Genomic DNA, 26,812 nt, shown 5'->3' on the forward strand with positions numbered 1-26,812 from the left:
CTGAAGCAAATATCCCTGTAAATAATACGGCGTAATCTCTGCCGTAAATTTATTCAACCCAACTCAATTTTTAAAAGTTAGGGGCTATGGCGTTGACGGGAAAGGCGTATTCTTCGGAATCGCGGCAGACGGCGGATGAGCGAGGCTTTCCGCCGGCAGCCTGAAGTAGCGATACCAGCCGCCGCTGAACATCTTGCTACGTCAGCAGGGCGCCGTCGATTTTCGCCACAATTTTGCGCAGAACTGCCGGTGTTGTGCAGGTACTCATCGGGCGATGCAGCTCCCCCGGAAAGATAACGGCAAGTTCACCGGGTTGCAGGTGGATGAGAGTCTCACCGGGGATCGCCGGGCTAAACCCAAGGTCGTGCGCCTCGTTAAATGGCTCACTCAGGGGCAAAGGCAGCCCCAGAACCCCGGCGCCAATCACTTCTCTCCCTTCCAGGACAAGATGGATATCCAGATACTGGCGATGAAACTCCGGCTTCTGGTCGGACAATAGTTTGGTTTCCCCTTCAACGACGTTAAAGAACATCTGTTTACCCTGCACCTGATAGTGGCCGATAGGTAAATTGTACGGCTCACTTTCAATAATGCTGGCCAGCATTTTTCGAATGGCTGCCGGATAGAATCTATTATTTACGGCAGTGGTTAAGGCATCAATTATCATAATATTTTCTCTGGTCAATATCGGCTCGGTATTTCACCGACAAAAACAATGACTGGGTAGTTTTATGGCAACACGCAATCTCGGCGTAATTACGGTAGAATCGCTATTAGTTCGCTCTACGGGCGCCACTATGAATAAGCAACAAAGCAAACCGCTTTGTTTCTAATATTTACAACCTATCTCCACTGTGAGTAAACTCCACCTGAAAGGCTATTCGGCATGGTGAAATAAGTCATGGCCTATCTCACGGTTTTTAGCCGCTTAAAACTGTGACAAAAGTCACTTAATTAAGTGTTACGAAACAACGTTACTTATCCTGTGATCCACGGCAGAAAATCACTGGTTATTCACCGCTCTCGCCAAAATCGATCGATTTCGCATTCTCCTCCTACGGGCATAATGGGTTATTTGCCCCGATAGTCACTGACAGAAGCCATGAAATTGCACACGAGATCACGCCAGCAGTAACATGCTTTTTTAACACTCTTTGGCGTGATGCAGATCGCAAAAATAAGCGGTAAAAAAACGTCTGATACAGGGTATCCCCTATTTTTCAGACAGGATCGCAACGATGCACACTGACACTCAACCTACCATTTTGCTTATCGCGCCGGTGATGGATGCTTTACAGGCCGCGTTGGACGCCCGTTACCGGGTATTCCGTCTCTATGAACAATCAGATATTCCAGCCTTCCTGGTTCGCCATGGCGCAGACGTTCAGGCGGTGGTCACCCGTGGTGATGTGGGGGTAACCCGGGAGACGCTGGAACAGCTGCCGCAGGTGGGCATGATTGCCGTCTTTGGCGTGGGGACTGACGCTATCGATCTCAACTACACCCGGGAACGCCATATCAGCGTCGGGATCACCGCCGGCGTGCTGACCGATGATGTGGCAGATCTGGCTCTGGGGCTAATGCTGTCCGCCAGCCGCCGCCTCTGCCAAGGGGACCGATTTGTACGTGAAGGCCGCTGGGAAACGACGCCGCCACCGCTGGCGACCAAAGTGAGCGGTAAACGCATCGGTATTTTCGGCATGGGGAATATTGGCCAAGCCATCGCCCGCCGGGCAAAAGGCTTCGATATGACCATCCTGTATACTGACCGCCAGCGCAAAGACGGCCTGGATTACCAGTGGTGCGCCGATCTGCACACGCTCGCAGCACAGAGTGATTTCCTGGTGATCGCGGCATCCGGCAGTGCGGAAAACCGCGGGATTGTTGATGCCAGCGTATTTAACGCCATGCCCGAACGCGCCTGGCTTATCAATATCGCCCGCGGCAGCCTGGTCGATGAGACGGCGCTGATAAAGGCGTTACAAAATCATGTTATCGCCGGGGCCGCTCTGGATGTCTTTGAAAACGAACCCCATGTCCCGACAGCGTTCTTTGCGCTCGAGAATGTTCTGCTTCAACCCCATGTGGCCAGCGCTACCGTAGAAACCCGTCAGGGAATGAGCCAATCCGTTTTGGATAATCTGGCAGGTTATTTTTCACATCAGGATATTCCTGGGTTAATTCAATAAAAATGATCGTTTGAGTTACGAATAATCATTTTTATCCGCCAACACAATATTCTCTGTGAATGGCGGATATCATCGAGACGCTATTATGACCGATAAAATACCAGGAACTCGCTGGCTGCGGGTTATCGCGCCGATCCTTATCACCTGTATTATTTCATTTATGGATCGCGTTAACATCAGCTTTGCTCTGCCGGGTGGCATGGAACAGGATTTAGGCATTACCAGCCAGATGGCTGGCGTGGCCAGCGGTATCTTTTTTATTGGTTATTTATTTCTGCAAATCCCTGGCGGACGACTTGCGGTTTACGGTAGCGGAAAACGTTTTATCGCCTGGTCGCTCGTGGCCTGGGCGATTGTCTCTATCGCCACCGGGTTCGTCACCCATGAATATCAACTGCTCGTGCTGCGTTTTATTCTCGGGATCTCCGAAGGGGGAATGTTGCCCGTTGTGCTGACCATGGTCAGCAATTGGTTCCCGGAAAAAGAACTGGGCCGGGCCAATGCCTTTGTCATGATGTTTGCCCCACTAGGAGGGATGCTGACCGCCCCGGTTTCCGGCGCAATTATTGCCGCCCTCGACTGGCGCTGGCTGTTCATTATCGAAGGCTTATTGTCGATCGTGGTGTTGACCATTTGGTGGCTGGTGATCAGTGACCGCCCGGAAGAAGCGCGTTGGCTGCCGGCGAAGGAACGCGACTATTTATTGACCGAACTGGCCCGGGAGCGCAAAGCGCGGGAAGGGATGGGGCCGCCGGCCAAAGCGCCGTTAAAAGCGGTATTTCGCAACAAGGGATTGATGCGCCTGGTCGTGCTGAATTTCTTTTACCAGACCGGAGACTATGGGTATACGTTGTGGCTGCCCACCATCTTGAAAAACCTGACCGGTGGCAGCATGGCCAATGTGGGGGTATTGGCGATCCTGCCGTTTGTTGCCACTCTGGCGGGGATTTATGTGATTTCGATGTTCAGCGATCGCAGCGGTAAACGCCGTTTGTGGGTCAGGATCTCCCTGTACTGTTTTGCGGCGGCGCTGATAGCCTCGGTGATCCTGCATGAGCACGTGGTGGCCGCCTATATCGCGCTGGTGGTGTGCGGCTTCTTCCTTAAAGCGGCGACCAGCCCCTTCTGGTCAATTCCCGGACGCATTGCGGCGGCGGAAGTGGCGGGCAGCGCACGCGGGGTGATCAACGGGCTGGGCAACCTCGGTGGGTTCTGCGGCCCCTATCTGGTCGGCGTCATGATTTATCTGTACGGACAGAACGTCGCGGTTTGCGCGCTGGCGGCATCGCTGCTGCTGGCAGGAAGTATCACCTTCCTGCTGCCGAAAGAATGCGATCGCACCTGCGAAGAAGCGGACAACCGCCTGCCATCCGGGGCCAAACAGAAATGGAGTTAAGCGGCAATAACGCGGTGTGGGCAGCGACGGCGGCTCACACCCGCATCAGGATTGGGCGGCGCGTTGTGTTATCGCGGTTAAATGCCAGGCCAATGGCTTGAGCGACTCACACGTCAACCCGCACCAAACGGTGATGCATCGTTGAGAATCAGCTTTTCTGAAAACGGTTATAACTCAATGGGGTGATGCATAGGGAGATTTTGGAGCGGGTGAAGGGAATCGAACCCTCGTATGCAGCTTGGGAAGCTGCCGTTCTACCATTGAACTACACCCGCATCGGTGTGCGACAGGCATTATAACCGGTTATCGGCGGCGGGCAAGCGGAGATGGCGCGTAACTGCCGATGTTTTAAGCGGTTAAGTCCCGTAGACGAAAAAAAACCGGCGCAGTTGCCTGCACCGGTTTTTGCACGCTAAACGGAATTATTTCTGTGGGCGCATCGCCGGGAACAGAATCACGTCGCGGATGGTGTGGCTGTTGGTGAACAGCATCACCATGCGGTCGATGCCGATGCCCAGACCGGCGGTCGGCGGCAGGCCGTGCTCCAGCGCGGTGACGTAGTCTTCGTCGTAGAACATCGCTTCGTCGTCGCCGGCGTCTTTGGCATTCACCTGATCGGCGAAGCGCTGCGCCTGGTCTTCGGCGTCGTTCAGCTCGGAGAAGCCGTTGCCGATTTCACGGCCGCCGATGAAGAACTCGAAGCGGTCGGTGATTTCCGGGTTCACGTCGTTGCGGCGCGCCAGCGGCGACACTTCAGCCGGGTACTCGGTGATGAAGGTCGGCTGAATCAGATGGCTTTCCGCCACTTCTTCGAAGATCTCGGTCACGACGCGGCCCAGGCCCCAGCTCTTCTCAACCTTGATGCCGATGGATTCGGCGATGGCCACCGCTTTGCCCATGTCGGCCAGGTCAGCCAGATCGGTTTCCGGACGGTATTTCTTGATCGCCTCGGTCATGGTCAGCTTCTCGAACGGCTTGCCGAAGTCGAACACTTCATCGCCGTACTGCACCTGAGAGGTGCCCAGCACTTTCTCGGTCAGGGTGCGGAACAGGGTCTCGGTCAGCTCGATCAGGTCTTTGTAATCCGCGTAAGCCATGTAGAGTTCCATCATGGTGAACTCTGGGTTATGGCGCGGAGAAACGCCTTCGTTGCGGAAGTTGCGGTTGATTTCGAACACGCGCTCGAAGCCGCCGACCACCAGACGCTTCAGATACAGTTCCGGCGCGATGCGCAGGTACATGTCGATATCCAGCGCATTGTGGTGAGTGATGAATGGACGCGCGGACGCGCCGCCCGGGATCACCTGCATCATCGGGGTTTCGACTTCCATGAAGCCGCGTTCCACCATGAAGTTGCGGATAGCCGACATCACCTGCGAACGCACTTTGAAAGTGTTGCGCGATTCTTCGTTGGCGATCAGATCCAGGTAACGCTGGCGGTAACGGGTTTCCTGATCCGCCAGGCCGTGGAATTTATCCGGCAGCGGACGCAGCGCTTTGGTCAACAGACGCAGTTCGGTGCAGTGGATCGACAGTTCGCCGGTCTTGGTTTTGAACAGCTTGCCGCGCGCGCCCAGGATATCGCCCAGGTCCCACTTCTTGAACTGCTCGTTGTACACGCCTTCAGCCAGATCGTCGCGCGCGACGTACAGCTGAATGCGGCCGCCCACGTCCTGCAGCGTGACGAAGGATGCCTTGCCCATAATGCGGCGGGTCATCATGCGGCCGGCGACGGTCACTTCTACGCCCAGCGCTTCCAGCTCTTCGTTGTCTTTATCGCCGTACGCAGCGTGCAGTTTGTCGGAGGTGGAATCGCGACGGAAGTCGTTCGGGAACGCAATGCCGTTCTCACGCAGGCCGGCCAGTTTCTCGCGGCGGGACTGCAGTTCGTTATTGAGATCCAGCGCCTGATCGGCGCCCTGTACTTGTTGTTCAGACATTTCTATTCCTCATAACCCGGCTTTCAAACTTGCCTCAATGAATTTATCCAGGTCGCCATCCAGTACGGCCTGCGTGTTACGCGTTTCGACGTTGGTGCGCAAATCCTTGATGCGGGAGTCATCCAGCACGTAAGAACGGATTTGGCTGCCCCAGCCGATGTCGGACTTGTTGTCTTCCATCGTCTGCTTATCAGCATTTTTCTTTTGCATCTCAAACTCGTACAGCTTGGCTCGCAGCTGTTTAAACGCTTGATCCTTGTTCTTATGCTGAGAACGATCGTTCTGGCACTGCACCACGATGTTGGTTGGCAGGTGAGTAATACGTACGGCGGATTCGGTTTTGTTGACGTGCTGACCGCCCGCACCGGAGGCGCGGTACACGTCGATACGCAGATCCGCCGGGTTGATTTCGATATCGATATCGTCGTCCACTTCCGGGTAGATGAACACCGAGCTGAACGAGGTGTGGCGACGGCCGCCGGAGTCGAACGGGCTCTTGCGCACCAGGCGATGCACGCCGGTTTCAGTGCGCAACCAGCCGAACGCGTAGTCGCCGATGATCTTGATGGTGGCCGATTTCAGGCCAGCGACGTCGCCGTCGGATTCTTCGATCACTTCGGTCTTGAAGCCCTTGGCTTCGGCCCAGCGCAGGTACATGCGCAGCAGCATGCTGGCCCAGTCTTGCGCTTCGGTGCCGCCGGAGCCGGCCTGGATATCCAGGTAGCAGTCGGCGCTGTCGTATTCGCCGGAGAACATGCGGCGGAATTCCAACTGATCCAGTTTGCTCATCAGTTGATCCAGCTCGGCGACCGCTTCGTTGAAGGTCTCTTCATCGTCGGCTTCCACCGCCAGTTCCAGCAGCCCGCCAACGTCTTCGCCGCCCTGCTCCAGCTGATCGATGGTTTCAACGATGGCTTCCAGCGCAGCGCGCTCTTTACCGAGCGCCTGTGCGCGCTCCGGCTCGTTCCAAACGTCCGGCTGCTCCAGCTCGGCGTTGACTTCTTCTAGGCGTTCCTTCTTGGCATCATAGTCAAAGATACCCCCTAAGAACCGCAGTCCGCTCGGACAGGTCCTGAATTCGGTTTTTTACCGGGTTAATTTCAAACATGGTTTCGTTCTTTTACGTTGATGTCGTCGATGGCGGAATGCCATTGGAACCGCTAATTCTAACGGATCCGGGCGGCAGTTTATAGCGAGTTGGTCAGTTTTTGTGGCGATCGGGAAGGATGCCGGGGATTGGAGAGCCCAATCCCCGAATTGTGTTCAATTTCGCCTCAGCGCGGCCAAAGATGCTGGATCAGCAGCTGCACGTTGCGGTTGCCGCGAAACTCGTTGACGTCGAGCTTGTAGGCCAGTTCCACTTCGCGCACGCTGCTGTCCGGCCACAGCGTGGTATCCACGTTGAACGCGATGCCGTCGAGCAGCGGGCCGCCGCCGAGCGGCTCCACCATCAGCTTCAGGTGTTTCTCGCCCACCAGCCGCTGCTGCAGGATGCGGAACTTGCCGTCGAAGGTCGGTTCCGGGAACGCCTGGCCCCACGGGCCGCCCTCGCGCAGCAGCTCCGCCGTGGTCAGCGACAGCTCCTGCATCGCCAGTTCGCCGTCGGACCAGATCACCCCTTCCAGCATCGCCGGATCGAGCCATTCGCCCACCAGCTCGCCGAAACGCTGGCGGAACTCGTCGAATTTGGCTTCTTCCAGCGACAGCCCGGCCGCCATCGCGTGGCCGCCGAACTTCATCATCAGCCCGGGGTTCAGCATATCCAGCCGCTCCAGCGCGTCGCGCATGTGCAGGCCGGGCACCGAACGGCCGGAGCCTTTCAGGATGCCGTCACCCGCCGGCGCGAACGCGATCACCGGGCGGTGGAAACGCTCTTTGATGCGCGAAGCGAGGATGCCCACCACGCCCTGGTGCCATTCCGGGTGATACATCGCCAATCCGTAAGGCAGCTCGGTGCTGGTGCGCTCCAGCTGATCGCACAGCTGCAGGGCTTCCACCTGCATGCCCTGCTCTATCTCGCGTCGCGTCTGGTTCAGCGCATCGAGATCGTTGGCCAGCATGCGCGCCTGCGCGATGTCGTCGCTCAGCAGCAGCGCCACGCCGATCGACATGTCGTCCAGCCGGCCGGCGGCGTTGAGCCGCGGCCCGAGAGCAAAACCGAGATCGTTGGCCGCCAGTTGACGGGCGTCGCGGTTGGCCACCTCAAGCAGCGCGCGGATGCCCGGTCGGCATTTGCCGGCGCGGATGCGGTTTAATCCCTGATACACCAAAATGCGGTTGTTGGCGTCCAGCGGCACCACGTCGGCCACGGTGCCGAGCGCCACCAGGTCCAGCAGCTCCGCCAGATTGGGCATCGCCAGCGCGCGCTGCTCGAACCAGCCGCTGTCCCGCAGGCGGGCGCGCAGCGCCAGCATCAGGTAGAACGCGACGCCTACCCCCGCCAGCGATTTGGACGGGAAGGCGCAGCCGCGCAGGTTGGGGTTAACGATCGCTTCGGCCGCCGGCAGGGTCTCGCCCGGCAGGTGGTGATCGGTCACCAGCACCTGCATGCCCTTGGCGTGCGCCACGTCGACGCCGGCGTGGGAGGAGATGCCGTTATCGACGGTGACAATGAGTTCTGCGCCGCGCGCCGCCGCCTGCTCCACCACTTCGGGGCTCAGGCCATAACCGTCTTCGAAACGGTTAGGCACCAGATAATCGACGGCTGCGCCGCCCATGCTGCGCAGCGCCAACACCGTCAGCGCGGTGCTGGTGGCGCCGTCGGCGTCGAAATCGCCCACCACCATGATGCGGCGGCCGTCGGCCAGCGCCTGTTGCAGCAGGCCGACGGCGTCGTCGATGCCGTCCAGCTGTTGCCAGGGCAGCATGCCCTTGACGCCGCGTTCCAGCTCTTGCTCAGCCTGCACACCGCGCAGGGCGTAAAGCCGACGCAGCAGCGGCGGCAAACTGGCGGGCAGATGCGTGTCGTCCGCCGCCGGGCGGCGGCGTAGTTGCGTTTTGATACTCACCGGCGATTAACCACCGGCTTTGGTGGCGGCCTGGTGCGCATCCAGCATGGCGGCCATCTCTTTCGGCCCCTGATAGCCCGGGATCATCATGCCGTTCTCCAGGATGATGGCCGGCGTGCCCTGAATGCCGAACTGCACGCCCAGCTCGTAATGCTTGCTGATGTCGGTTTTGCAGGTCGCCGGAGAAACGGCGTCGCCTTTCATGGCGGCGTCAAACGCCTTGGCCTTGTCGGCGGTGCACCAGATCGACTGCATGTCTTTTTCAGCCTGGGAAGCCAGCCCCTGGCGCGGGAATGCCAGATAACGCACGGTAATGCCCAGATCGTTGTACTCTTTCATCTGCTGATGCAGTTTGTGGCAGTAACCGCAGGTGATATCGGTGAACACGGTGATCACGTGTTTCTCTTTCGGCGCTTTGTAAACGATCATCTGATCTTTCAGCGCGTCCATCTTGCTGCTCAGCAGTTGGTTGGTCACGTTGACCGGCTCTTTGCCGCTGACGTCAAACAGCGGGCCCTGCAGGATGTGCTTGCCGTCTTCGGAGGCGTACAGCACGCCGCTGTCGGTCAGCACGGTTTTCAGGCCGTTGACCGGCGAAGGCTGCACGTCCGCCTGCTGGATGCCCAGGCTGGCGAGCGCTTTTTTGATCGCCGCGTCATCGGCATGGGCGGCGCCGGCCACCGAAGCCACCAGCAGAGAGAGCAGCATTAAACCTTTTTTCATTGTTCCAATCCTTTCGAACCCGCCGCTCAGGCGCGCGGGTGATGCTGTTGATGTAGCTGTTTCAGTCGTTCGGTCGCTACATGTGTATAAATTTGCGTGGTCGAGAGATCGCTGTGCCCTAACAACATCTGTACGACACGGAGATCGGCCCCATGGTTCAGCAAATGGGTAGCGAACGCGTGCCGCAACACGTGCGGCGACAGACGCTCGCTGTCGATGCCCGCAAGGATGGCATAGTGTTTGATGCGATGCCAGAACGTCTGTCGGGTCATTTGCTGGCAGCGGGTGCTGGGGAACAGCACATCCAGCGTCTGACCGTTGACCAGCCATGGGCGGCCGTGCTCCAGATAATTTTCGATCCAGTAGACCGCCTCTTCGCCCAGCGGCACCAGCCGCTCCTTGTTGCCCTTGCCGATCACCCGCACCACGCCCTGACGCAGGCTGACGTCGCTGATGCTCAGCCCCACCAGCTCGGAAACCCGCAGCCCGGTGGCGTACAACACTTCGAGCATCGCCTTGTCGCGCAGCTCCAGCGGCTGATCGACGCAGGGCGCCTGCAGCAACGCATCGACCTGCGCCTCGCTCAGATCCTTCGGCAAGCGCTGCGGCAGTTTGGGGGACGCCAGCTGCGCGGTGGGATCGTCGGCGCGCAGCTTTTCGCGGTACAGATATTGAAACAGGCGCCTCATGGCGCTCAGCAAACGCGCGGAGCTGGTGGCCTTGTAACCGCCATCCACCCGCTCGGCGAGAAACGCCTGCAGATCCAACGCCTGCGCCTGCAGCAAATCGGTCTTCTGCTGGCCAAGCCAGGCGCCCAGTGCCTGCAAATCCAGCCGATAGGAGGCCAGCGTATTTTCCGCCAGATTGCGCTCAAGCCACAGCGCATCCAGGAATTGTTCAATCAGCGCATTGTCTTGCTGTTGCACGCGGTCCTCTCTTTGTTGCATTTCCACCCGCGCCATTATGCCTTAAGCCGGAGCAAATCAGGTATACTCGCTGCAATTCTCTAAACAGCAACGTAACGGTTTACACATGAAGATTGGTCTGTTTTACGGCTCCAGCACCTGCTACACCGAAATGGCGGCAGAAAAAATCCGTGAGATTCTGGGTGAAGACCTGGTCGACCTGCACAACCTGAAAGACGTCTCGCCCAAGCTGATGGAGGACTATTCCATTCTGATCCTCGGCATCCCGACCTGGGATTTCGGCGAACTGCAGGAAGACTGGGAAGCGATCTGGCCGCAGCTGGCGGCGCTGGATCTGAAAGGCAAAATCGTCGCCATGTACGGCATGGGCGATCAGCTCGGTTACGGTGAGTGGTTCCTCGACGCGCTGGGCATGCTGCACGATCACATCGCGCCGCTGGGCGTACAGTTCATCGGCTTCTGGCCAACTGAGGGCTTCGAGTTCACCAGCCCCAAACCGCTGAGCGCCGACGGCAAACATTTCGTCGGCCTGGCGCTCGATGAGGTCAACCAATACGATCTGAGCGAAGAGCGCCTGCAGCAATGGTGCGAACAGATCCTGTTGGAGATGGAGCCGCTGCTGTAGCCGCTATCGGGCGCGTAACGCGCCCGATTTCCCTCACTTATTTCCACAGACGAAAGCGTGGCTCGTCTTCCCCGGCCGGCGTTTCCTTGGTCAAACGCGCCGGATCGGCCACCTGATACCAGTCCAGCTTGCGCGTCAACAGCATAATGCCCGCCAGAATGGCGAACAGCAGCCCCGCCCCCAGCACCAACGCATTGTCCTCCGACTGCAACAGCAAATAGAGCACGCCGTACAACAGCAATAGGCTCGCGGCGAACAGCGCACCGCGCAGCTTGCCGCGCAGCACGGCGCTCAGATAGAAGCCGATCAGTCCGCTGCAGGCGATGCTGGCCGCCAGGTAAGCGGGAGCGAATCCCAGGTGTTCGGAGAAGGCCAGCAGAATCAGGTAGAACAACACCAGCGCCGCACCGACCAGCAGGTACTGAATCGGGTGCACCCGCAGCCCGGTCAGGGTTTCGAACAGGAAAAACGCCATAAACGTCAGCCCGATAAACAGTAGCGCGTATTTGACCGCACGCTCGGTCAGCTGATAGTGATCGACCGGTTCGACCAGGCTGGCGCTGAAGGCCGGCAGCTTGTCCTCGTCGATAATGCCATCGTCGTAATGGAACGCACTGTTAATGTTGTTGGCGAACCAGGTGCTGCGCCAGCGAGCGCTAAACCCTTGATCCGTCACCTTACGTTCGTCCGGCAGGAAGTTGCCGAGAAAATTCGGGTGCGGCCAGTTGCTTTGCAGTTGCAGCTCGCTGCTGCGCCCCAGCGGCACCAGCGATAGGCTGCTGGTGCCCGCCAGCGTCAGGGTGAAGTCAGCGTTCAGCCCCTCTTTTTGTTGCAACGCCGCCAGCGTCAGCGGTGCGTGGATCCCCTGGCGCAACGAACCCACGCCGGTGCCCGGCTCAAACGCCACCGGCTGCGGTGTTGCCAGCGGGGAAATGCGCTTGATGCCGCGAGAGTCGCTCAGCGCCACCAGCAGGAACGGCTGGCCGACGGCCACGTTGGCGCGCTGCAAATCCGTCAGCTCCGGCTGGCCGAAACGCACCTTGAAGTTCAGCGGCCCCTGATAAACCTGCGTCTGATAGATGCCCAGCTTGCGCACTTCCACCTTCGGCGCGCCCTGCACCTGAAGCGACTCCGGCAGCAAATAGCGGTAATGCTGCACCCGCTGCACCACCGTTTGCCCTTTCTCGTCTTTCTTCTCTTCGCGTTCGATATAGGGAATGACAATCAACGGGCCGAGCACGCGCTGCGCCCCGCTGGTGCTTTCGCTCACCTGCCCGACCACGCTTTGCCGATAGCCGCTGCGTTCGTCGATCACGCTCATCAGTTGGGCGATGGGGATCAACATCACCACCATCAATCCCAGCAACGTGGTTATTTTCCAGAAAAGTACCGATTTCATCATGCTCGCTCCTCGTAGGTAATGAGGCCACGATAAAACCCGCAGGTGAAATCAGAATGTGGTTATGTGAAGGGAAGGTGAAGTCACAGCGATAACATGAAAGTCGCTTCCACCCCGTGCGGCCGGCGGTTGCGCAGGCGAATGCCGCCATGATGCAGACGGGCGACCTCCTGCACGAAGTTCAGGCCCAGCCCGCTGCTTTTAGGCCGTTCGGCGCGCGGCAGCGAATAAAAACGCTCGAACACTTTATCGAGCGCATAGTCCGGAATGCCGCTGCCGTCGTCACAGACGCTGATGCAGTAATGCTGTTCCCGCCGTTCCCCTCGCACGCTGACGCAACCGCCCGGCGGGGTAAAGTCGATCGCGTTGTCCAGCAGGTTGGTCAGCGCCTGGCTGATCAGCAATGCATCGCCGTTCAGCGTCACCTCCGCCAACGCCTCCAGTTGCAATCTGACGCCGCGCTGCGTCGCCTGCGCCTCTTTGCCCGCCATCGTCTGGCCGATCAGCGCCGCGATCGCGATGGGCGCGGTCTCCATTTCTGGCCGGCTCTCCAGCCGCGCCTGCACCAGCAGTTTATCCACCAGTTGCTGGATGCGTGCGCTTTGCTGTTCGATATTGGTGAGAAAACGCCGGGCGGTCTCCGGCGGTGGCAGCTCCTGCAACAGTTCCGCCGCCCCCCGGATCGCCGCCAGCGGACTTTTCAGCTCATGCGTCAGGGTATGTGCATACTGTTCGATATAAGCTTTGCCTTCCAGCTTCAGACGCATGCTCTCCAACGCCTGCGCCAGCTGCGTCAATTCCCGGCCGCCCACTTTGGGCAACGGCGCGTTTTCTCCCTGCGCCACCCCGTCGGCATAACGCACCAGACGGCCTATGGAACGGTTGATCCACCAGACGAACGCCGCCCCGATCAGCAGCGCGATCCCCAGCAGCAATGCGCCGGCCCACAAAATGCGCCGTTCGCTGCGTTTGATCACCGGCGCCATGGTGCTGTTGGGTTTGCCCACGGTAAGCACGCCGATAATGCGCCCTTGTTCTATCACCGGCGCGGCCACATACATCACCGAACTGTTTTCATCCTGCGGGTCGCTGCGGGTGCTGCGGGCGCCGTACTGGCCGCGCAGCGTCCGATAAACGTCATTCCAGCGCGAATAATCCTGCCCCTGCGCGCGGCCGGCGGAATCGAAGATGACCTTGCCTCGCGCATCGGTAAGATAGACGTGGTATTCGCTGCGATCCTTGCGGATGCCGGAGATATTGGCGCCGATCGGCCGCTGGTTCAGCTGCGTAAACGCCTGCGCCAGTTGGCCATGCGCCGCATCGCCACGCTGCATGTCCTGACGGGCGATCTGCGCCAGCAGGTTGGCGGTGTCCACCAGTGTGCCTTCGGTAGCGCGCCGCACGCCGGGCTTCACTTCCTGGACGAAAATGCTCAGCACGAAGTACCCGGCCACCGCCACGATCAGAAAATATCCCAGCAGCAGGCGCAGGCCAATTTTCATGGCTGGCGGCTCACGCTGTAGCCCAATCCGCGGTGGGTGTGGATCGGCGGCTCACCGGGATCCACCGCACGCAGTTTGGCGCGCAGGGTTTTGATGCGGGTATCGACGGTGCGATCCAGGCTTTCTTCCGCCTGCGCCCAAACGCTTTCCATCAGTTGCTGCCGCGAGAACACCCGTCCAGGCGCCAACAACAGCGTCTTCAGCAGCAGGTATTCGTAACGGGTCAGCGGCAGCGGCCGCTGATGGTAGGAGATGGTGGCCGCGTCTTCGTCGAGGGCGAAAGCGCCGAAATGGTAGCGCGCGCTCTGTTGCAGGCGCTGCTGCTTATGCAGGCGGCGCAAAATGGTGCGCACCCGGGCGCTGACCTCGCGAGGGGAGAACGGCTTGGCGACATAGTCGTCGGCGCCGATCTCCAGCCCGATCAGGCGATCCACTTCATCACTGCGGGCGGTAAGAAACAGAATCGGCAGGTCGGCCGCCTGAGCCAGCAGGCGGCGACACAATTCAAAGCCGTTGATATCCGGCAAACCGACATCGAGGATAGCGAGCGCTGGCGCGCCTTCTTGCGCCAGCGCCTGCAACGCCGGCTCCGCGCGTTCGAACCAGCGTACTTCGAAGCCTTCGCTCTCCAGCGTGTAAACCAGCGTATCGGCAATGCTGGGTTCATCCTCCACCAACCAGAGTACGGGTTTCATCAGGGTTCCTCGCCGTTACCCGCCGGCGGATGCAGCAACAGCTGCCGCAGGTGGCGCCACTCCTCTTTGCTCATGCAGTCGGAAGCCAGCCACAACCGGCGGCGCTTTTTGCCCTCCATCGGCTGCAGCGTCAACAGCATGCCGTAACCCGGCATCCACGGTTTTTTCGCCAGCCGCCACTCGCGGCCGTGCCAGCTGAAACGCCTGTCCGCCAGCAGCCGCAGCTCGCCCTGCACCGCGGCGATGCGCTTCTGGCTACGAATGCACTGAAACACCACCAGCGTCAGCAGCACCAGCCAGAGCGGGCCAAAGCCCTCCGGCCAGGGCGAAATCAGGATCAGCAGGATCAGAACGCCGTGGGTCAACAGTGAAAACAGCTGGGTGCGCCAGGAAATGCGGATATCACATCGCCACTGGGCCACGGTCTTTATTTCGCGTTTGGATCAGGGTCACCATTCTCTGCAGCTCGCCGTCCTGCGGCGCGCCATGATTCATCAGCCAGTTGAACAAATCGGGATCGTCACACTCCAGCAGGCGGATAAACAGCGCCTTGTCCGCGTCATTCAGGCTGTCGTATTCGTATTCGAAGAACGGCATGATGGAGATGTCCAGCTCGCGCATGCCACGACGGCAAGCCCAGTGAATACGTGCTTTGTTGTTAATATCCATGTTGTTATGACTCACCTCTTTTCAGCGCGGCAGCGCCAGCGCAGGGTTCAAATGACACACTGTATGGCAACGCCGTCGCAATATAATTCCATCAGCCGGGGATCTGTCTGCAAGGGTGCCCTGGCCGCAAGCCTATAGAGTAACAATTTGACATACACGCCGGGAAGGCGCTTTGCTGCGGAAAACGCAATAAAGCGCAAAATGCCAAAAAAAGCGCACCCCGGCGCCACGGCGCGAATAACAGTTTGCAAAGCCCGCCGCCTCTTTTACCATGGGCTCAATACCCTTCAGGTAAGCTAAACGTTGAGCAGGAACTTACTATGGCGCATAACATTCCATTCCCACCCCGTCAGCCCTCCGCTTCCACCCATCTGCCCCTGACGCTGATCTCGCTGGAAGATTGGGCGCTGGTGACGCTGAACGGGCCGGACACGGTGAAATATCTCCAGGGCCAGGTGACGGCGGACATCGACGCGCTTGCGGCCGATCAACACGTGCTGTGCGCCCACTGCGACGCCAAGGGCAAAATGTGGAGCAACCTGCGTCTGTTCCACCGAGGCGAAGGCTTCGCCTATCTGGAACGTCGCAGCGTGCTGGACAGCCAACTGGCGGAAATCAAAAAATACGCGGTGTTCTCCAAAGTCACTATCGCCGCCGATAATGACGCGGTATTGCTGGGCGTCGCCGGTTTCCAGGCGCGCGCCGCGCTGACGGGCCTGTTCGCCACGCTGCCGAGCGCCGAGCACCCGGTGGTGCAGGACGGCGAGACCACGATTCTGCACTTCGCTGCGCCGGCGGAACGTTTTCTGCTGGTGACCCGCCCCGCCGTAGCCGAACAGCTGATCGGCAAACTGCATGACCAGGCGGAACTGAATGACAGCAGCCAATGGCTGGCGCTGGAGATCGAAGCCGGTTATCCGGTTATCGACGCCGCCAACAGCGCGCAGCTGATCCCGCAGGCCACCAACCTGCAGGCGCTGGAAGGCATCAGCTTCAGCAAGGGTTGCTATACCGGTCAGGAGATGGTGGCGCGCGCCAAATTCCGCGGCGCCAACAAGCGTGCGCTCTACTGGCTGGAAGGTAAAGCGGCCCGCGCCCCGCAGGCGGCGGAGGATCTGGAGCTGCAGCTGGGGGAAAACTGGCGCCGCACCGGCACCGTACTGGCGTCGAGTCAGTTGACCGACGGCACGCTGTGGGTGCAGGTGGTGATGAACAACGATCTGGATGCCGACAGCAAGCTGCGGGTGCGCGACGATGCCGCCAGCCAGTTGGCGATCAAACCGTTGCCCTACTCGCTGGCCGAAGATAAATAATCCGTCGGCCGCAGGCCCCCTGCCTGCGGCCATCTTCGTTACTCGTCCAATTCCCCGTCGCGCTGCACCAGATAAATCAGCACCAGAATGATGGTGACGAAGAAGCGAAACGCATCCGGCACGCCATTCCACTGCTTCGACATCCACATGCCAAACCACTCGCCCCCAATCGACATAAAGCCGACCTGCCAGGTGAGGAAGCCCAGCGTCAACCCCGCTACCGCCAGCTTTTTCCGGCCGTTAAAGGCGTGCGCAGGCAGTTTCAGGCCACACAGCAGGCGCAGGCCGCCAATCCAGCACAGCAGCGCGGTCAGGCCCTCCAGCGCAATGATGAAAATATAACCGGCGTGATGCAGCCACGGCGTCTGTATCGAGCGGTAGCCGATGGTGGCGTCGGGGAAAATCGTGTCCATCATAAAGACGTGGCGCACGAAGGCGAAGTTGGAACCGTAGTCGGTGATGTTGCCGAAGGCGACCAGCGAAGCGAACAAGGCGATAGCGCAGACCAGCAGCGCTTTGGATAAGCGAACGATCATCTTGGTGAGTCCTGAACAGAGGTTAAAGAAACGGTATGCGGGCTCAGAAATGAAGGAACGGGCTTGCTGGATACCCGAAAGAAGCAAGCGCCTCTTTTTTAAAACAAAAGAGGCGCCAGTTCAATACGCATTCAGACGTAGCGTGAACGCTTAGACGTACAGGTAGATCGCCATGAAATGGCAGGCGCTGCCGCCGAGCACGAAGGCGTGCCAGATGGCGTGGCCAAAGCGAATGCGCTTGGAGGCGTAGAAAATCACGCCCAGGGTATAGACCACCCCGCCGATCGCCAGCAGCGTGACGCCGCCGGCCTCCAGCCGCGTAACCAACTGATAAATCACGATCAGCGACAGCCAGCCCATCGTCAGGTAGGTCACCAACGACAGGGCTTCAAAACGGTGGGCGAAGGCCAGTTTGAACAGCACGCCGAGCAGCGCCAATCCCCAGATTACCGCCATCAGGCCCTTCGCCAGCGGTGAATCCAGTCCCACGAGTAAAAATGGGGTGTAAGTGCCGGCAATCAGGAGATAAATGGCACAGTGGTCAAATTTTTTCAGCCAATGCTTGGCCTTCTGATGCGGGATCGCATGGTAGAGCGTGGAAGCGAGAAACAGCAGGATCATGCTACCGCCGTACAGGCTGTAACTGGTGATGGCCGTCGCATCGGCGCCGGTATTCACCGCCTGCACCAACAGCAATACCAGGCCGACGATGCCGAACACCAGCCCGATACCGTGGCTGATGCTGTTGGCGATCTCTTCCGCCCACGGATAAGCCGCGGCGACCATCTTATTGCTTCCGGCTTTCACTACGTCCGTTTTCCCCATAACGCGCAACCCCTCAAAATGCCCTGCTTTGTGCGAAATTAACGCAAAGCAGCTTAACTGAGAATAATTCCAGTGTACACGTGTACGCTAAAATAAAAATGTGAACGCGTGTAACCATCGAAATCCCCCGCCCGCTGGTCTACAATCGTCAGGCTTCAACCCACCCATCTTGAGGTTTACACCATGTCATCCGCTGTACCCGCGTTAGATTTCGGTTCAATGACCCAGACCATCCAGTTCCTGATGGAAATCGATAAGTTGAAAGGCGTACAACGCCGCACCAAGGTACTGGGCACCCAGCGCCAGGAAAACTCCGCCGAACACAGCTGGCACTTCGCCATCGCCGCCATGAGCCTGGCGCCCTACGCCGGTGATGACGTAGACATTCAGCGCGTGATCCAGATGGCGCTGCTGCATGACATCGTGGAAATCGACGCCGGCGACGTGCTGGTCTACGATCTGGCGGCTCGCGCGGCGATCCACGATCAGGAAGTGGCGGCGGCGCGCCGTCTGTTCGGCATGTTGCCGGAGGCTCAGCGCGAGTATTTCACCGCTTTATGGCAGGAGTATGAAGATGGCGAAAGCGCCGATGCGCGCTTCGCCTTGCTGCTGGATCGCACCATGCCGATGCTGATGAATCTGCACAACGAAGGCCAGAGCTGGGTGGAAAACGGCATCAGCCTGGAGCAGGTGCTGGCGCGCAATGCGTCTATCGCCGACGTACACCCCGAACTGTGGCACCATATGGAGCAACATCTGCGGGACGCGCAGCGCAAAGGCTGGTTGAAGTAAGGGAACCGGGCTGCCGCCTCTTGGCCGCAGCCCGTCTTTGTCACGCGAACGCCTGCTGGCGTTCCAACGCTTCCTCATAGCTCGGCATCGACCCCGCCGCCCCGGCGCGTTCCACGCAGACCGCCGCGTAGGCGGCGGCGAAGCGCACCGCATCGGCTAACGGCACCTGATTCGCCAACTGCGCCGCCAGGGCGCCGTTAAACGCATCCCCCGCGCCGGTGGTGTCTTTCGGCTGCGCCGGAAACGCCGGGATCAGCTCACTGTGTTCCCCATCCGAGAACAACGCCCCCTGCGTGCCCAAGGTCACGATCAGCAAACGAATGCCCTTGGCGTGCAGCACCTGCGCCGCCTGGCGCGCCGAAGCCACATCCCGCACCGGCACGCCGGTCAGCAATGTGCATTCGGTGGCGTTGGGCGTCAGCAGATCGACCTGCGCCAACAGGCTGTCCGGCACCGGTTGAAACGGCGCCGGGTTGAGAATGATGAACGTCCGCGCCTCGCGGGCGATGGCGATCACTTGTTCGATCGCCGGCAGGTTGTTCTCCAGTTGGGTCAACAGAATATCCGCCGCGGCGATCGCCGGGCGGCACTGGCGCACCTCGTCCTCACTGACCGTCAGGTTGGCGCCGGGATCGACGGCGATCATGTTCTCCGCATCCTCGCCGGCAACGTAGATAAGCGCATTGCCGGTCGGGCAATCGCCGGTCGAGAACAGCGTCACCGCATCGAAACCGGCCGCGGCGAGATGGCGCCGGGCGAAGGTGCCGAAGTCGTCGCGCCCCACCTTGCCGATATAATGTACCCGCGCCCCGGCGCGCAGGGCGGCGGTGGCCTGGTTGGCGCCCTTGCCGCCCGCGCCCATCATGCTGTTACGGGCGATCAGCGATTCGCCGGGCTGCGGAAACCGCGCCATGCCGGCGACGATATCCAGGTTGAACGAACCGAACACGCAGACTTTGCCTTTCATTGCTGGTACTCCCTGCTTAATTGGAAGTGGCGCCGTGCGGCCAGACAGGCGCCTTTGCTGCCGGTTTCATCGGTCAGGCGGCTGATGGAGATCGCCAGCCCCTGTGCCGGCTGCGGCCCGCGCAGATGACGGCGGATCTCTTGATCCAGCCGCGCCAACGGAAAACCGCGCATGGCGATCACGCCGCCGCCCAGGATCAGCCGTTGGGGGTCGATCACGTTCATTTCGATGGCGATGGTCTGCGCCAATCGTTCGACGAAACGCTGCAAATCCGGATGATCGCCGTGGCGCTCGAACAGCCGGTCGAACGGCGTTTGCGCCGCGTTGGCGCGCGCCCAGCCGGTCAGCCAATGGCCGGAGGTCAAACTCTCGACGCAGCCCCGTTTGCCGCACGGGCACTCGCCCAGATGGCCCGGCCAGGGAATGTGCCCCAACTCGCCGGCGGCGCCGTGCGCCCCGTGGTAAAAGTCGCCGTTAAGCCACAGGCTGTTGCCCATGCCGGTGCCCAGATACAGCCCCACCGCCACCTGCGGCAGCGCCGGCAACTGCTGCAAATCCCACCACAGCAGATGGTTGACGTCCTTGTCCATTCGCACCGGCAGCGCCAGCAAATCGGCCAACAGCGCCGCCACCGGCTGGGCATCCAGCGCCGGAATGAACGGCAGCGACAGCACCCGCGAGCGATCGCGGCTGAGGATCCCCGGCAACCCAAGCATCACCTGCGCCACCTGACGATCCTGGCTATGCCCGGCGATCAGGCTGCCCAACGCCGCCAGCGGATCGGCCTGCCGCGCCCAGTCGGCGGTCGCTATCTTGCGGTAAGCGCTAAACTCGCCGTCATCATCCATCAACAGCAGGCGGGTATTGGTGCCGCCAACGTCAACGCCAAGAAAATGCCGCATCATATCCCCCGCCTCAGGCCGCCTGCCGCATCTGATCCAGCATTTTTTCCCATGCCGCCTCCAGATCCGGATCGAGGTTGAACAACCCGGAGCTGCCGACGATCAACACTTCCGCGCCGGCGCCCATCAGATCGCGGTAGGTGCGCTGATTGCAGGATCCGTCGATCTCGATCAGATAGCGCAGATTTTGTTGGCTTTTCAGATCGCGCAACTGGCGGATCTTGTCCAGCATTTCGGGAATGAACGGCTGCCCGGCATAGCCGGGATCGACGGTCATCACCGTGACCTTGTCCAGCAGGTGAAGGTAGTGGCGAATAAACTCCACCGGCGTGGCCGGGTTCAGCACCACCCCCACTTTTTTGCCCAGCGCGCGGATTTGATTGATCACCCGAAACGCGTCGCGGTTGATGGTTTCGGCGTGAGGGCAGATAAAGTCCGCGCCGGCGCGGGCGATCGGGTCGATGAAATCGGTCGGGTTCTCCACCATCAAATGCACGTCCAGCAATAACGAGGTATGCGGGCGGATCTGTTCGATAAAGAACGGCGACAGCGTGATGTTTTTAACGTAGTGCCCGTCCATGATGTCGATATGCAGCATATCGGCGCGGCGATTCAGCACCGCCAATTGCTGGCGAATATCCATCAGGTTCATGCACATCAGTGAAGGTGAAATCTGGTATTTCATTAGCGTTATCCTGCGCAAAAGGGAAAAGGGATCAGTGGCCCGCCGCGGTTCTGGCCTGGGCCGCGCTGCGGCGCATCGCCCGCCGCTGCCGATAGCGATGTCGGAAAAACTTCATCGCCAGCACCGCAATCAGCACCGCGCCCCACATCGCCAGACTGAAATGCGGGCTGACATTCATCAGGTTCAAACCGGTCGCGATCACCTGCAGCACGATCAGCGCCAACACCACGCCGCTGACCCGGCCAAAGCCGCCGAACGGATCGGTGCCGCCCAGAATGATCGCCAGCACCGTGAGCAGCAGGTAGGAGTCGCCGTAGCCCATGCGCGCCGAGTTGAAGCGCGCCATCATCACCAGCCCGGCAATGACGCACAGCAGGCTGGAGAGGGTGTAAATGGCGATCAGCACCCGATGGGTATTCACGCCGCTGAAGTGGGTGGCGTTGATGTTGCTGCCGCTCATGTAGATGCATTTGCCGAGCCGGGTTTTCTGCAAGAACAACGCCAGCAAGGCGGCGACCGCCAGGAAGATCCACAGCGGTACCGGCACGCCCAGCACGCGCTCAGCGCCGATAAACCGCACGATCTCCGGCATGCCGCTCAGGGCCGCGCCGCGCGTCAGGTAGATGCCGATGCCGTTGACCGTGGTCATGGTGGCCAGCGTCACCAGAATCGGATGCGCGCCGACGTACGCCACCAGTGCGCCGGTCGCCGCGCCGATAAGCCCGGCCAGCAGCATCGCCGCCGCCAGCGCCAACGCCAGCCACAGCGCCTGCAAGCCCATCCCGGCGTCCGCCGGCAGATAGCTGATGAACAGCCAGGCCATCAGCAGGCTGGTCAGGTTGGCGCTGGCGATAATGCACAGGTTCAGGCCGCCGCTGAGGATCGGAATGAACATCGCCAGCGTCAGCAGGCCCAGCTCCGGCAGCTGGAAGGCCACGCTGGTGAAGGTGGCGCCGCTTAAGAAGCGCCCCGGCATCAGCAGGCTAAAGGCCAGCACCACCGCCAGCAGCAATGCCAGCAGACCGACGGCGACCCCGTCCGGACGAAATTTCAGGTTGTTGCCCATCAGGCGCTCCTCAGGCGAAACCAACGTCGGTTTCTTTGCGTTTCTTGTAGTGAGTGACGGTGATCGCCGCGACGATCACCAGACCGATCACCACGTTCATGAAGTAGCTGGACACGCCGATCAGGTTGAGGCCGTTTTTCAGCACGCCGATCAGGAAGACGCCCATCAGCGTGCCGACCACGCTGCCCTTGCCGCCATTCAGGCTGGCGCCGCCCAGCACCGCCGCCGCCAGCACGTCGAGCTCCCCGCCCACCAGCGCGTTGGGCACCACTTCCCCCATGCGATACACCTGCACCAGGCCGCCGATCGCCGCCATCGCGCCCAGATAGCCATAGGCGAACAGATGCAGCAGGCCAACGCGGATGCCGATGCGCCGCGCCGACTCCGCATCACCGCCCACGGCAAACAGCTGGCGCCCGAGGTGCGTTTTGTTCAGCAGCAGCCAGGTCAACAGCGCCACCGCCAGCATCACCAGCGTCGGCAAACCGAGCTGATAGCTCTGTTCACCCAGTTGGAACGGCAGCACGCTGCGCGGCAACGTCCACCAGTCCGGCAATGCGTACAGGCTGCGGCCGTTGGTCAACCACATCAGCATGCCGAACAACAACGCCTGCATGCTGATGGTGACAATGATCGAGACGATACGCAGGCAGTAGATCAGCAGCGCGTTGACCATGCCGAGCGCGGCGCCGAACGCCAACGCCAGCAAAATGCTGCCCGCCGGGTTGGCCAGGCCGTAGTGCGTCGCCAGCGTGGCGATCAGGTACTGCACCACCGAGGCGACCGCGGCGAAGGAGATATCGATGCCGCCGGTCACCAGCACCACAAACAGGCCGAGGGCGAATATGCCGCTCACCGCGTAGCTTTCGCTGAGATCGAGCAGGTTTTGCACCGTCAAAAAACGATCGCTAAGCAGTGAAAAGACGATGACCGTCAGCAGCAGTACCCAGGCCAGATAGCCTTCGTTGCCGCGCGGTTTCAAACTGAATCTACGCATTGACCGCCTCCGCCAGCTGTTGCTGGCTCACCTGCCCCGGCAGGTATTCGCCGATCACGCTGCCGCCGCTGAAGTGCAGCACCCGATCGCAGTTGTAATACACCTCCGGCACCTCGTCGGAGATCAGCAAAATGGCGATCCCCTCCTGCGCCAGCAGATGGATCAGTTGGTAGATGCTGGCCTTGGCGCCGACGTCGACGCCGACGGTCGGCGAATCGAGGATCAGGATCCGCGGCTGGGTCAGCACCCACTTGGCCAGCACGATCTTTTGCTGATTGCCGCCGGACAGCGTCGAAACCGCCTGATCCGGATCCGCCACCCGCACGCCGAGCTTGGCGATCCACTCCGCGACGATGCGATTCTTGCGGTAGTCGTCGATCAGGCGAAAGCGCCCGCGCAGCTTATCGAGAATGGTCAGCACCGCGTTATCCGCCACCGACTGTTGCTGCACCAGCCCCAGCGTCAGGCGATCCTCCGAGACGTAGCCGATGCCGGCCTTGATCGCGTCCTCATGGCCGCGAAAGCGCACCGGTTTGCTGTCGAGGTAGAGTTTGCCGCTGTCCGGCCGGGTCATGCCGAACAGGCTCAGCGCCAGCTCGGTGCGCCCGGAGCCGAGCAACCCGCACAGCCCGAGCACCTCCCCCTGATGCAGCCGGAAGCTCACATCCTGATACTGCCCGGCGCGGCTGAGACGATCCGCCTCCAGCATCACCCGATCCTTATTCATGCTCGGTGACTTCAGGCGATAATCCAGCTTCAAGCCGGTCATCAGCTCGGTCAGACGATCGCCGGTGATCTCCGCCGCCGGCCAGGTGCCGACTTTGTTACCGTCGCGGATCACCGTGACGCGATCCGAGATCTCCAGCACTTCGTCCAGCCGGTGGCTGACGAACACCACGCAGATGCCCTGCGCTTTCAGATAGTCCACCGTACGCAGCAACTGGTTGACTTCGGTGCGGGTCAGCGAGGCTGTCGGTTCATCCATGATCACCAGCCGCGCTTCCGCCACCAGCGCGCGGCAGATCGCCACCTGCTGGCGCTGGGCGATCGGCAACTCCGCCACCCGTTTGTCGAGATCCAGATTAAAACTCAGCGCCTGCAGCAGGCGCTCGGCGGCGCGCCGCAGCCTGGCCGGGCGGTGCCACCCCAACAGCCCGCGCAGGTTGTGCTCAAAGGCGATGTTTTCCGCCACCGTCAGGTTGGGAAACAGCGACAGATCCTGATAGATCACCTGAATGCCGAAGGCGCGCGCCTGATCCGGCGACAGTCGGCCGAAGGTTTGCCCATCAAGAGTAATACGGCTGCCATCATCCGGTTGATACACGCCGGCGATCGCCTTGATCAGCGTGCTCTTGCCGCAGCCATTGGTGCCGGCCAGGCAGTGCACCTCCCCCGGCATCAGCGCCAATGAAATATCGTTCAGCGCGCGCTGCCCGCCAAAGGTCATCGACAGCTGTTGCAGTTCGATAAGCGGCGCGCCCTGCATTGCCGTATTGCCGGAAATCGCCATGATTACAGCCCCATCTTCACCAGCTTCGGCAAGTTTTGCTTATCCAGGCTTTCGGTGGCGTTGCCGAGAATGGTGTGCTGCTGCGCATCCACCTGCACCTTGCCCATGCCTTCGATGGTCATGCCATCGGTGATTTTTTCGCCCTTGTGCATCATGTCAGCGATGCGCACGAACACTTCGCCCGCCACCATCGGATTCCAGATATAACCGCCCTTGATGGCGCCGCGATTGACCAGCGAAGCGCCCTGCCCCGGGCTGAACGGCCCGATGACGCAGATATCGTTGATTTTTCCGCGGTTGAGCACCGCGCGCCCGGCGCCGATCGGCCCCTGCGAACCGAACGCCAGCACGCCTTTCAGATCGGGATACTTGGCCATCAGATCGTTGGTGGTGCGTACGCTGTCATCCAGCGATTCCCCCACGCCGAACTTGTCGCCCACCAGCTGCATGTTCGGGTAGTGCTGCTTCTGGTAGTTGATGGCCGAGTCCGACCAGGTGATGTGCAGCGGCACCGTCAGGCTGCCGACGTATACCGCGTACTTGCCCTGCTCTTTCATGCAGGCGGCCAGCGCTTTCATGTGGTTGACCCCGTGCTGCGAGGCGTCCACCAGCTCAAAATCCCAGTCGGCGTACTTCTGGCCGGGGGATTCGTGCACGATCACCTTGATGCCCGCTTCCTGCGCGCGCTTGAGCACCGGCTCCAGCACCCGGGCGTCGTTCGGCACCACGCCGATGATGTCCACCTTCTGCGCGATCAGATCCTCGATGGCGCGCACCTGCAGCGCCGGATCCGCCGCCGTCGGCCCGACCATCCAGGCGTCGATACCGCGTTTGGCGCTCTCGCTTTTGATGCCGGCCTCCATGGCGTTGAACCAGGGAATGCCGCCGATCTTCACCACCACGCCCATTTTCAGCTTGTCCGCCGCCTGCGCGGAGACCGACAGCAGCAGCGAGGCAAACAGACCGACCAGTACGGATTTTTTCATTGTTCTCTCTCCACAAGTGTTGGCTGTAATAAAGGGTTTTCGTTGTTGTTATCGCGCCGCCCTTTTCGCGGCGGGTGAAACTTCAATCACGTCGACGTTGTTCCAGGCCAGTTCCTGACGAAATTCGTCGTCGCCAAGCCTGTCGGTGATTAAGGTATCTATCTCCCGGTAGTGGCAGATACGCGCGAACGAGCGGCGGCCGAACTTGTTGCTGTCCACCAGCAGGAACTTGCGCTCCGAGGCCAGCAGCATCTGTTGCTTCAACCGCGCATGGTGCTCGTTGCTCTCGCGGATGCCGCCGTCCTGGCAAATGCCGTGGCAGGAGAAGAACAGCTTGTTGATCACGAACTCTTTCAGCATCTGCTCCGCCAGCACGCCGATAAAATCCTCGTACTTGGCGGAATACTCGCCCCCCAGGCCGATGGTGCGCACGTTGGCCTTGCAGGCCAGCGTCTGGATGATGTGCAGCGAATTGGTCAGCACCACCAGCGAGATATCCGGCAGCTGGCGCGCCAAAAACCAGCTGGTAGAGCTGCTGTCCAACAGCAGGCAATCCCCCGGCGCGATAAACTCCAGCGCGCGTTTGGCGATGCGCGTCTTCTGCTCCGGCGCCTCGTTGCTGCGCTGGCGGAAAGATTCCCCCTGGTCTATCTCGGCGGGCACATAGGTTTTCTCCGCCGCCGGCGGCTCGACGAACACCGCGCCGCCGTGGCTGCGCAGCAGCAGGCCGCGCCGTTCAAGCAGGGCCAGATCACGCCGCGCCGTCTCGATAGAGATGTGGCACAGCTGCGCCACCTCCTGCACCATCACGCGGCCGCGCTGGCTCAAGACTTCGGTGATAAAGCGATGACGTTCTACAGGCAGCATGTTTCTTTTCTCCTCCACGACGATGATTACGATATCGATTTGCCGCGCCGCGTTTTGCGCGCAGACGCAAAGCGCATCGCCCCGCGATCGGGCAACGATCGCGCTGTGATAGTTGTCAAAAAAATCGGGAAGGAAATGAAATGAATAATTACGAAAGTGTGGAGTAACAGACAGTTATGATGCGCGACCGCCTGAGGCAGACTGGCGAGAAACGGTAAACGGTCACAATTCCACGTTCCGCAGCATGACCGTTAATGACCGTTTGTGTGGTTTTGACCGAACGCCGGGCCCAAA

At 60.3% G+C, this 26,812-nt stretch carries 26 protein-coding genes and 1 tRNA gene; 5 read left to right on the plus strand and 22 right to left on the minus strand.

From position 1 onward, the window contains the following. Positions 1–196: 196 nt before the first annotated feature. Positions 197–667 carry a YhcH/YjgK/YiaL family protein gene (locus tag ACTJJ6_RS20900; RefSeq protein ID WP_016929962.1) on the minus strand — a complete coding sequence of 157 codons (471 nt, stop codon included), beginning with the start codon at positions 665–667 and terminating at the stop codon, positions 197–199. A 571-nt stretch (positions 668–1,238) separates the two neighbouring features. Here ACTJJ6_RS20900 and ACTJJ6_RS20905 point away from each other — a divergent pair. Together ACTJJ6_RS20905 and ACTJJ6_RS20910 are read left to right on the plus strand one after the other, a co-directional pair. Next, on the plus strand, positions 1,239–2,189 hold the full coding sequence (locus tag ACTJJ6_RS20905) for a 2-hydroxyacid dehydrogenase (RefSeq protein ID WP_079450547.1): 951 nt from the start codon (positions 1,239–1,241) through the stop codon (positions 2,187–2,189). An 85-nt stretch (positions 2,190–2,274) separates the two neighbouring features. Then, positions 2,275–3,585, plus strand: coding sequence for an MFS transporter (locus ACTJJ6_RS20910; RefSeq protein WP_440804055.1), 1,311 nt, complete (start codon positions 2,275–2,277; stop codon positions 3,583–3,585). A gap of 201 nt (positions 3,586–3,786) precedes the next feature. Here the strand turns inward: ACTJJ6_RS20910 and ACTJJ6_RS20915 are convergent. From ACTJJ6_RS20915 to xerD, 6 genes are all read right to left on the minus strand, one after another. Continuing rightward, positions 3,787–3,860 (minus strand) — tRNA-Gly (locus ACTJJ6_RS20915). A gap of 147 nt (positions 3,861–4,007) precedes the next feature. Further along, on the minus strand, positions 4,008–5,525 hold the full coding sequence (gene lysS, locus ACTJJ6_RS20920; protein ID WP_004931697.1) for a lysine--tRNA ligase: 1,518 nt from the start codon (positions 5,523–5,525) through the stop codon (positions 4,008–4,010). Between the two features lie 9 nt (positions 5,526–5,534). Continuing rightward, positions 5,535–6,633 (minus strand): peptide chain release factor 2 gene (prfB, locus tag ACTJJ6_RS20925; protein ID WP_096242572.1). Its coding sequence is split into 2 segments (ribosomal slippage): positions 5,535–6,557 and positions 6,559–6,633, totalling 1,098 coding nucleotides; the frame shifts between segments, so codons are not numbered across the junction. Positions 6,634–6,799: 166 nt separating this feature from the next. After that, a complete protein-coding gene (gene recJ / locus ACTJJ6_RS20930) occupies positions 6,800–8,533 on the minus strand; it encodes a single-stranded-DNA-specific exonuclease RecJ (protein WP_016929971.1) in 1,734 nt (577 codons plus the stop codon). Positions 8,534–8,539: 6 nt separating this feature from the next. Further along, the gene (gene dsbC / locus ACTJJ6_RS20935) at positions 8,540–9,256 is read right to left on the minus strand and encodes a bifunctional protein-disulfide isomerase/oxidoreductase DsbC (RefSeq protein WP_004931688.1); all 717 of its coding nucleotides are present in this window, start codon (positions 9,254–9,256) and stop codon (positions 8,540–8,542) included. 26 nt (positions 9,257–9,282) lie between these two features. Further along, the gene (gene xerD, locus ACTJJ6_RS20940; protein WP_048795302.1) at positions 9,283–10,182 is read right to left on the minus strand and encodes a site-specific tyrosine recombinase XerD; all 900 of its coding nucleotides are present in this window, start codon (positions 10,180–10,182) and stop codon (positions 9,283–9,285) included. 106 nt (positions 10,183–10,288) lie between these two features. On the opposite strand from xerD, the gene fldB reads away from it, so the two are divergent. Continuing rightward, positions 10,289–10,807, plus strand: a complete 519-nt coding sequence (gene fldB / locus ACTJJ6_RS20945; RefSeq protein ID WP_004931683.1) for a flavodoxin FldB — start codon at positions 10,289–10,291, stop codon at positions 10,805–10,807. Positions 10,808–10,844: 37 nt separating this feature from the next. Here fldB and creD read toward each other — a convergent pair whose 3' ends face one another. The 5 genes from creD to sdhE form a co-directional block, all read right to left on the minus strand. Beyond that, positions 10,845–12,209: a cell envelope integrity protein CreD gene (gene creD, locus ACTJJ6_RS20950; protein ID WP_193843065.1), complete on the minus strand. Its 1,365-nt coding sequence runs from the start codon at positions 12,207–12,209 to the stop codon at positions 10,845–10,847. Positions 12,210–12,289: 80 nt separating this feature from the next. After that, entirely contained in the window at positions 12,290–13,708 is a 1,419-nt protein-coding gene (gene creC, locus ACTJJ6_RS20955; RefSeq protein WP_016929974.1) for a two-component system sensor histidine kinase CreC, read from the minus strand. After that, positions 13,705–14,403, minus strand: a complete 699-nt coding sequence (creB, locus tag ACTJJ6_RS20960; RefSeq protein WP_440804062.1) for a two-component system response regulator CreB — start codon at positions 14,401–14,403, stop codon at positions 13,705–13,707. Before creB ends, creC begins: the two co-directional genes overlap by 4 nt. After that, a complete protein-coding gene (locus ACTJJ6_RS20965; protein ID WP_016929976.1) occupies positions 14,403–14,825 on the minus strand; it encodes a protein YgfX in 423 nt (140 codons plus the stop codon). The genes creB and ACTJJ6_RS20965 overlap by 1 nt, the downstream gene beginning before the upstream one ends. Next, complete coding sequence (gene sdhE / locus ACTJJ6_RS20970) at positions 14,806–15,072, minus strand: FAD assembly factor SdhE (protein WP_004931679.1); 267 nt, start codon at positions 15,070–15,072, stop codon at positions 14,806–14,808. Before sdhE ends, ACTJJ6_RS20965 begins: the two co-directional genes overlap by 20 nt. A gap of 320 nt (positions 15,073–15,392) precedes the next feature. Between sdhE and ygfZ the strand changes: the two genes are divergently transcribed. After that, positions 15,393–16,385: a tRNA-modifying protein YgfZ gene (ygfZ, locus tag ACTJJ6_RS20975; protein WP_440804066.1), complete on the plus strand. Its 993-nt coding sequence runs from the start codon at positions 15,393–15,395 to the stop codon at positions 16,383–16,385. 38 nt (positions 16,386–16,423) lie between these two features. Here the strand turns inward: ygfZ and ACTJJ6_RS20980 are convergent, their stop codons facing one another. Both ACTJJ6_RS20980 and trhA read right to left on the minus strand, forming a co-directional pair. Then, a complete protein-coding gene (locus ACTJJ6_RS20980) occupies positions 16,424–16,921 on the minus strand; it encodes a DUF2165 family protein (protein WP_143778659.1) in 498 nt (165 codons plus the stop codon). 150 nt (positions 16,922–17,071) lie between these two features. Beyond that, positions 17,072–17,746 (minus strand): PAQR family membrane homeostasis protein TrhA, encoded by a 675-nt coding sequence (gene trhA / locus ACTJJ6_RS20985; protein ID WP_028127690.1) that lies wholly within the window; start codon positions 17,744–17,746, stop codon positions 17,072–17,074. 183 nt (positions 17,747–17,929) lie between these two features. On the opposite strand from trhA, the gene ACTJJ6_RS20990 reads away from it, so the two are divergent. Continuing rightward, positions 17,930–18,538 carry an HD domain-containing protein gene (locus tag ACTJJ6_RS20990; RefSeq protein ID WP_028127691.1) on the plus strand — a complete coding sequence of 203 codons (609 nt, stop codon included), beginning with the start codon at positions 17,930–17,932 and terminating at the stop codon, positions 18,536–18,538. A 40-nt stretch (positions 18,539–18,578) separates the two neighbouring features. On the opposite strand, the gene rbsK is transcribed toward ACTJJ6_RS20990, so the two are convergent. From rbsK to ACTJJ6_RS21030, 8 genes are read right to left on the minus strand one after another with little or no spacing between them, the layout of a single operon-like run. After that, positions 18,579–19,505 carry a ribokinase gene (rbsK, locus tag ACTJJ6_RS20995; RefSeq protein ID WP_033639466.1) on the minus strand — a complete coding sequence of 309 codons (927 nt, stop codon included), beginning with the start codon at positions 19,503–19,505 and terminating at the stop codon, positions 18,579–18,581. Next, a complete protein-coding gene (gene alsK / locus ACTJJ6_RS21000; protein WP_440804072.1) occupies positions 19,502–20,410 on the minus strand; it encodes an allose kinase in 909 nt (302 codons plus the stop codon). Before alsK ends, rbsK begins: the two co-directional genes overlap by 4 nt. A 10-nt stretch (positions 20,411–20,420) precedes the next feature. Further along, positions 20,421–21,092, minus strand: coding sequence for a D-allulose 6-phosphate 3-epimerase (gene alsE / locus ACTJJ6_RS21005; RefSeq protein WP_016929984.1), 672 nt, complete (start codon positions 21,090–21,092; stop codon positions 20,421–20,423). A 31-nt stretch (positions 21,093–21,123) separates the two neighbouring features. Further along, entirely contained in the window at positions 21,124–22,158 is a 1,035-nt protein-coding gene (locus ACTJJ6_RS21010; RefSeq protein ID WP_049300369.1) for an ABC transporter permease, read from the minus strand. A 10-nt stretch (positions 22,159–22,168) separates the two neighbouring features. Beyond that, positions 22,169–23,155, minus strand: coding sequence for an ABC transporter permease (locus ACTJJ6_RS21015; RefSeq protein ID WP_016929986.1), 987 nt, complete (start codon positions 23,153–23,155; stop codon positions 22,169–22,171). After that, positions 23,148–24,665, minus strand: a complete 1,518-nt coding sequence (locus tag ACTJJ6_RS21020; RefSeq protein ID WP_028127692.1) for a sugar ABC transporter ATP-binding protein — start codon at positions 24,663–24,665, stop codon at positions 23,148–23,150. The genes ACTJJ6_RS21015 and ACTJJ6_RS21020 overlap by 8 nt, the downstream gene beginning before the upstream one ends. A gap of 2 nt (positions 24,666–24,667) precedes the next feature. Continuing rightward, positions 24,668–25,651 carry a substrate-binding domain-containing protein gene (locus ACTJJ6_RS21025; RefSeq protein ID WP_079452408.1) on the minus strand — a complete coding sequence of 328 codons (984 nt, stop codon included), beginning with the start codon at positions 25,649–25,651 and terminating at the stop codon, positions 24,668–24,670. Positions 25,652–25,699: 48 nt separating this feature from the next. Continuing rightward, positions 25,700–26,518 (minus strand): DeoR/GlpR family DNA-binding transcription regulator, encoded by an 819-nt coding sequence (locus ACTJJ6_RS21030; RefSeq protein WP_016929989.1) that lies wholly within the window; start codon positions 26,516–26,518, stop codon positions 25,700–25,702. Positions 26,519–26,812 lie beyond the last annotated feature (294 nt).

This window comes from Serratia sp. 22278, from assembly GCF_052045405.1.
Lineage (GTDB): Bacteria > Pseudomonadota > Gammaproteobacteria > Enterobacterales > Enterobacteriaceae > Serratia > Serratia marcescens.

Excerpts from the sequence above, each read along its gene's own strand:
- ACTJJ6_RS20900 (WP_016929962.1), bottom strand. The coding sequence starts at position 667 with ATGATAATTGATGCCTTAACCACTGCCGTAAATAATAGATTCTATCCG.
- ACTJJ6_RS20905 (WP_079450547.1), top strand. The coding sequence starts at position 1,239 with ATGCACACTGACACTCAACCTACCATTTTGCTTATCGCGCCGGTGATG.
- ACTJJ6_RS20910 (WP_440804055.1), top strand. The coding sequence starts at position 2,275 with ATGACCGATAAAATACCAGGAACTCGCTGGCTGCGGGTTATCGCGCCG.
- lysS (WP_004931697.1), bottom strand. The coding sequence starts at position 5,525 with ATGTCTGAACAACAAGTACAGGGCGCCGATCAGGCGCTGGATCTCAAT.
- dsbC (WP_004931688.1), bottom strand. The coding sequence starts at position 9,256 with ATGAAAAAAGGTTTAATGCTGCTCTCTCTGCTGGTGGCTTCGGTGGCC.
- fldB (WP_004931683.1), top strand. The coding sequence starts at position 10,289 with ATGAAGATTGGTCTGTTTTACGGCTCCAGCACCTGCTACACCGAAATG.
- creD (WP_193843065.1), bottom strand. The coding sequence starts at position 12,209 with ATGATGAAATCGGTACTTTTCTGGAAAATAACCACGTTGCTGGGATTG.
- creC (WP_016929974.1), bottom strand. The coding sequence starts at position 13,708 with ATGAAAATTGGCCTGCGCCTGCTGCTGGGATATTTTCTGATCGTGGCG.
- creB (WP_440804062.1), bottom strand. The coding sequence starts at position 14,403 with ATGAAACCCGTACTCTGGTTGGTGGAGGATGAACCCAGCATTGCCGAT.
- sdhE (WP_004931679.1), bottom strand. The coding sequence starts at position 15,072 with ATGGATATTAACAACAAAGCACGTATTCACTGGGCTTGCCGTCGTGGC.
- ygfZ (WP_440804066.1), top strand. The coding sequence starts at position 15,393 with ATGGCGCATAACATTCCATTCCCACCCCGTCAGCCCTCCGCTTCCACC.
- ACTJJ6_RS20980 (WP_143778659.1), bottom strand. The coding sequence starts at position 16,921 with ATGATCGTTCGCTTATCCAAAGCGCTGCTGGTCTGCGCTATCGCCTTG.
- trhA (WP_028127690.1), bottom strand. The coding sequence starts at position 17,746 with ATGGGGAAAACGGACGTAGTGAAAGCCGGAAGCAATAAGATGGTCGCC.
- ACTJJ6_RS20990 (WP_028127691.1), top strand. The coding sequence starts at position 17,930 with ATGTCATCCGCTGTACCCGCGTTAGATTTCGGTTCAATGACCCAGACC.
- rbsK (WP_033639466.1), bottom strand. The coding sequence starts at position 19,505 with ATGAAAGGCAAAGTCTGCGTGTTCGGTTCGTTCAACCTGGATATCGTC.
- alsK (WP_440804072.1), bottom strand. The coding sequence starts at position 20,410 with ATGATGCGGCATTTTCTTGGCGTTGACGTTGGCGGCACCAATACCCGC.
- alsE (WP_016929984.1), bottom strand. The coding sequence starts at position 21,092 with ATGAAATACCAGATTTCACCTTCACTGATGTGCATGAACCTGATGGAT.
- ACTJJ6_RS21010 (WP_049300369.1), bottom strand. The coding sequence starts at position 22,158 with ATGGGCAACAACCTGAAATTTCGTCCGGACGGGGTCGCCGTCGGTCTG.
- ACTJJ6_RS21015 (WP_016929986.1), bottom strand. The coding sequence starts at position 23,155 with ATGCGTAGATTCAGTTTGAAACCGCGCGGCAACGAAGGCTATCTGGCC.
- ACTJJ6_RS21020 (WP_028127692.1), bottom strand. The coding sequence starts at position 24,665 with ATGGCGATTTCCGGCAATACGGCAATGCAGGGCGCGCCGCTTATCGAA.
- ACTJJ6_RS21025 (WP_079452408.1), bottom strand. The coding sequence starts at position 25,651 with ATGAAAAAATCCGTACTGGTCGGTCTGTTTGCCTCGCTGCTGCTGTCG.
- ACTJJ6_RS21030 (WP_016929989.1), bottom strand. The coding sequence starts at position 26,518 with ATGCTGCCTGTAGAACGTCATCGCTTTATCACCGAAGTCTTGAGCCAG.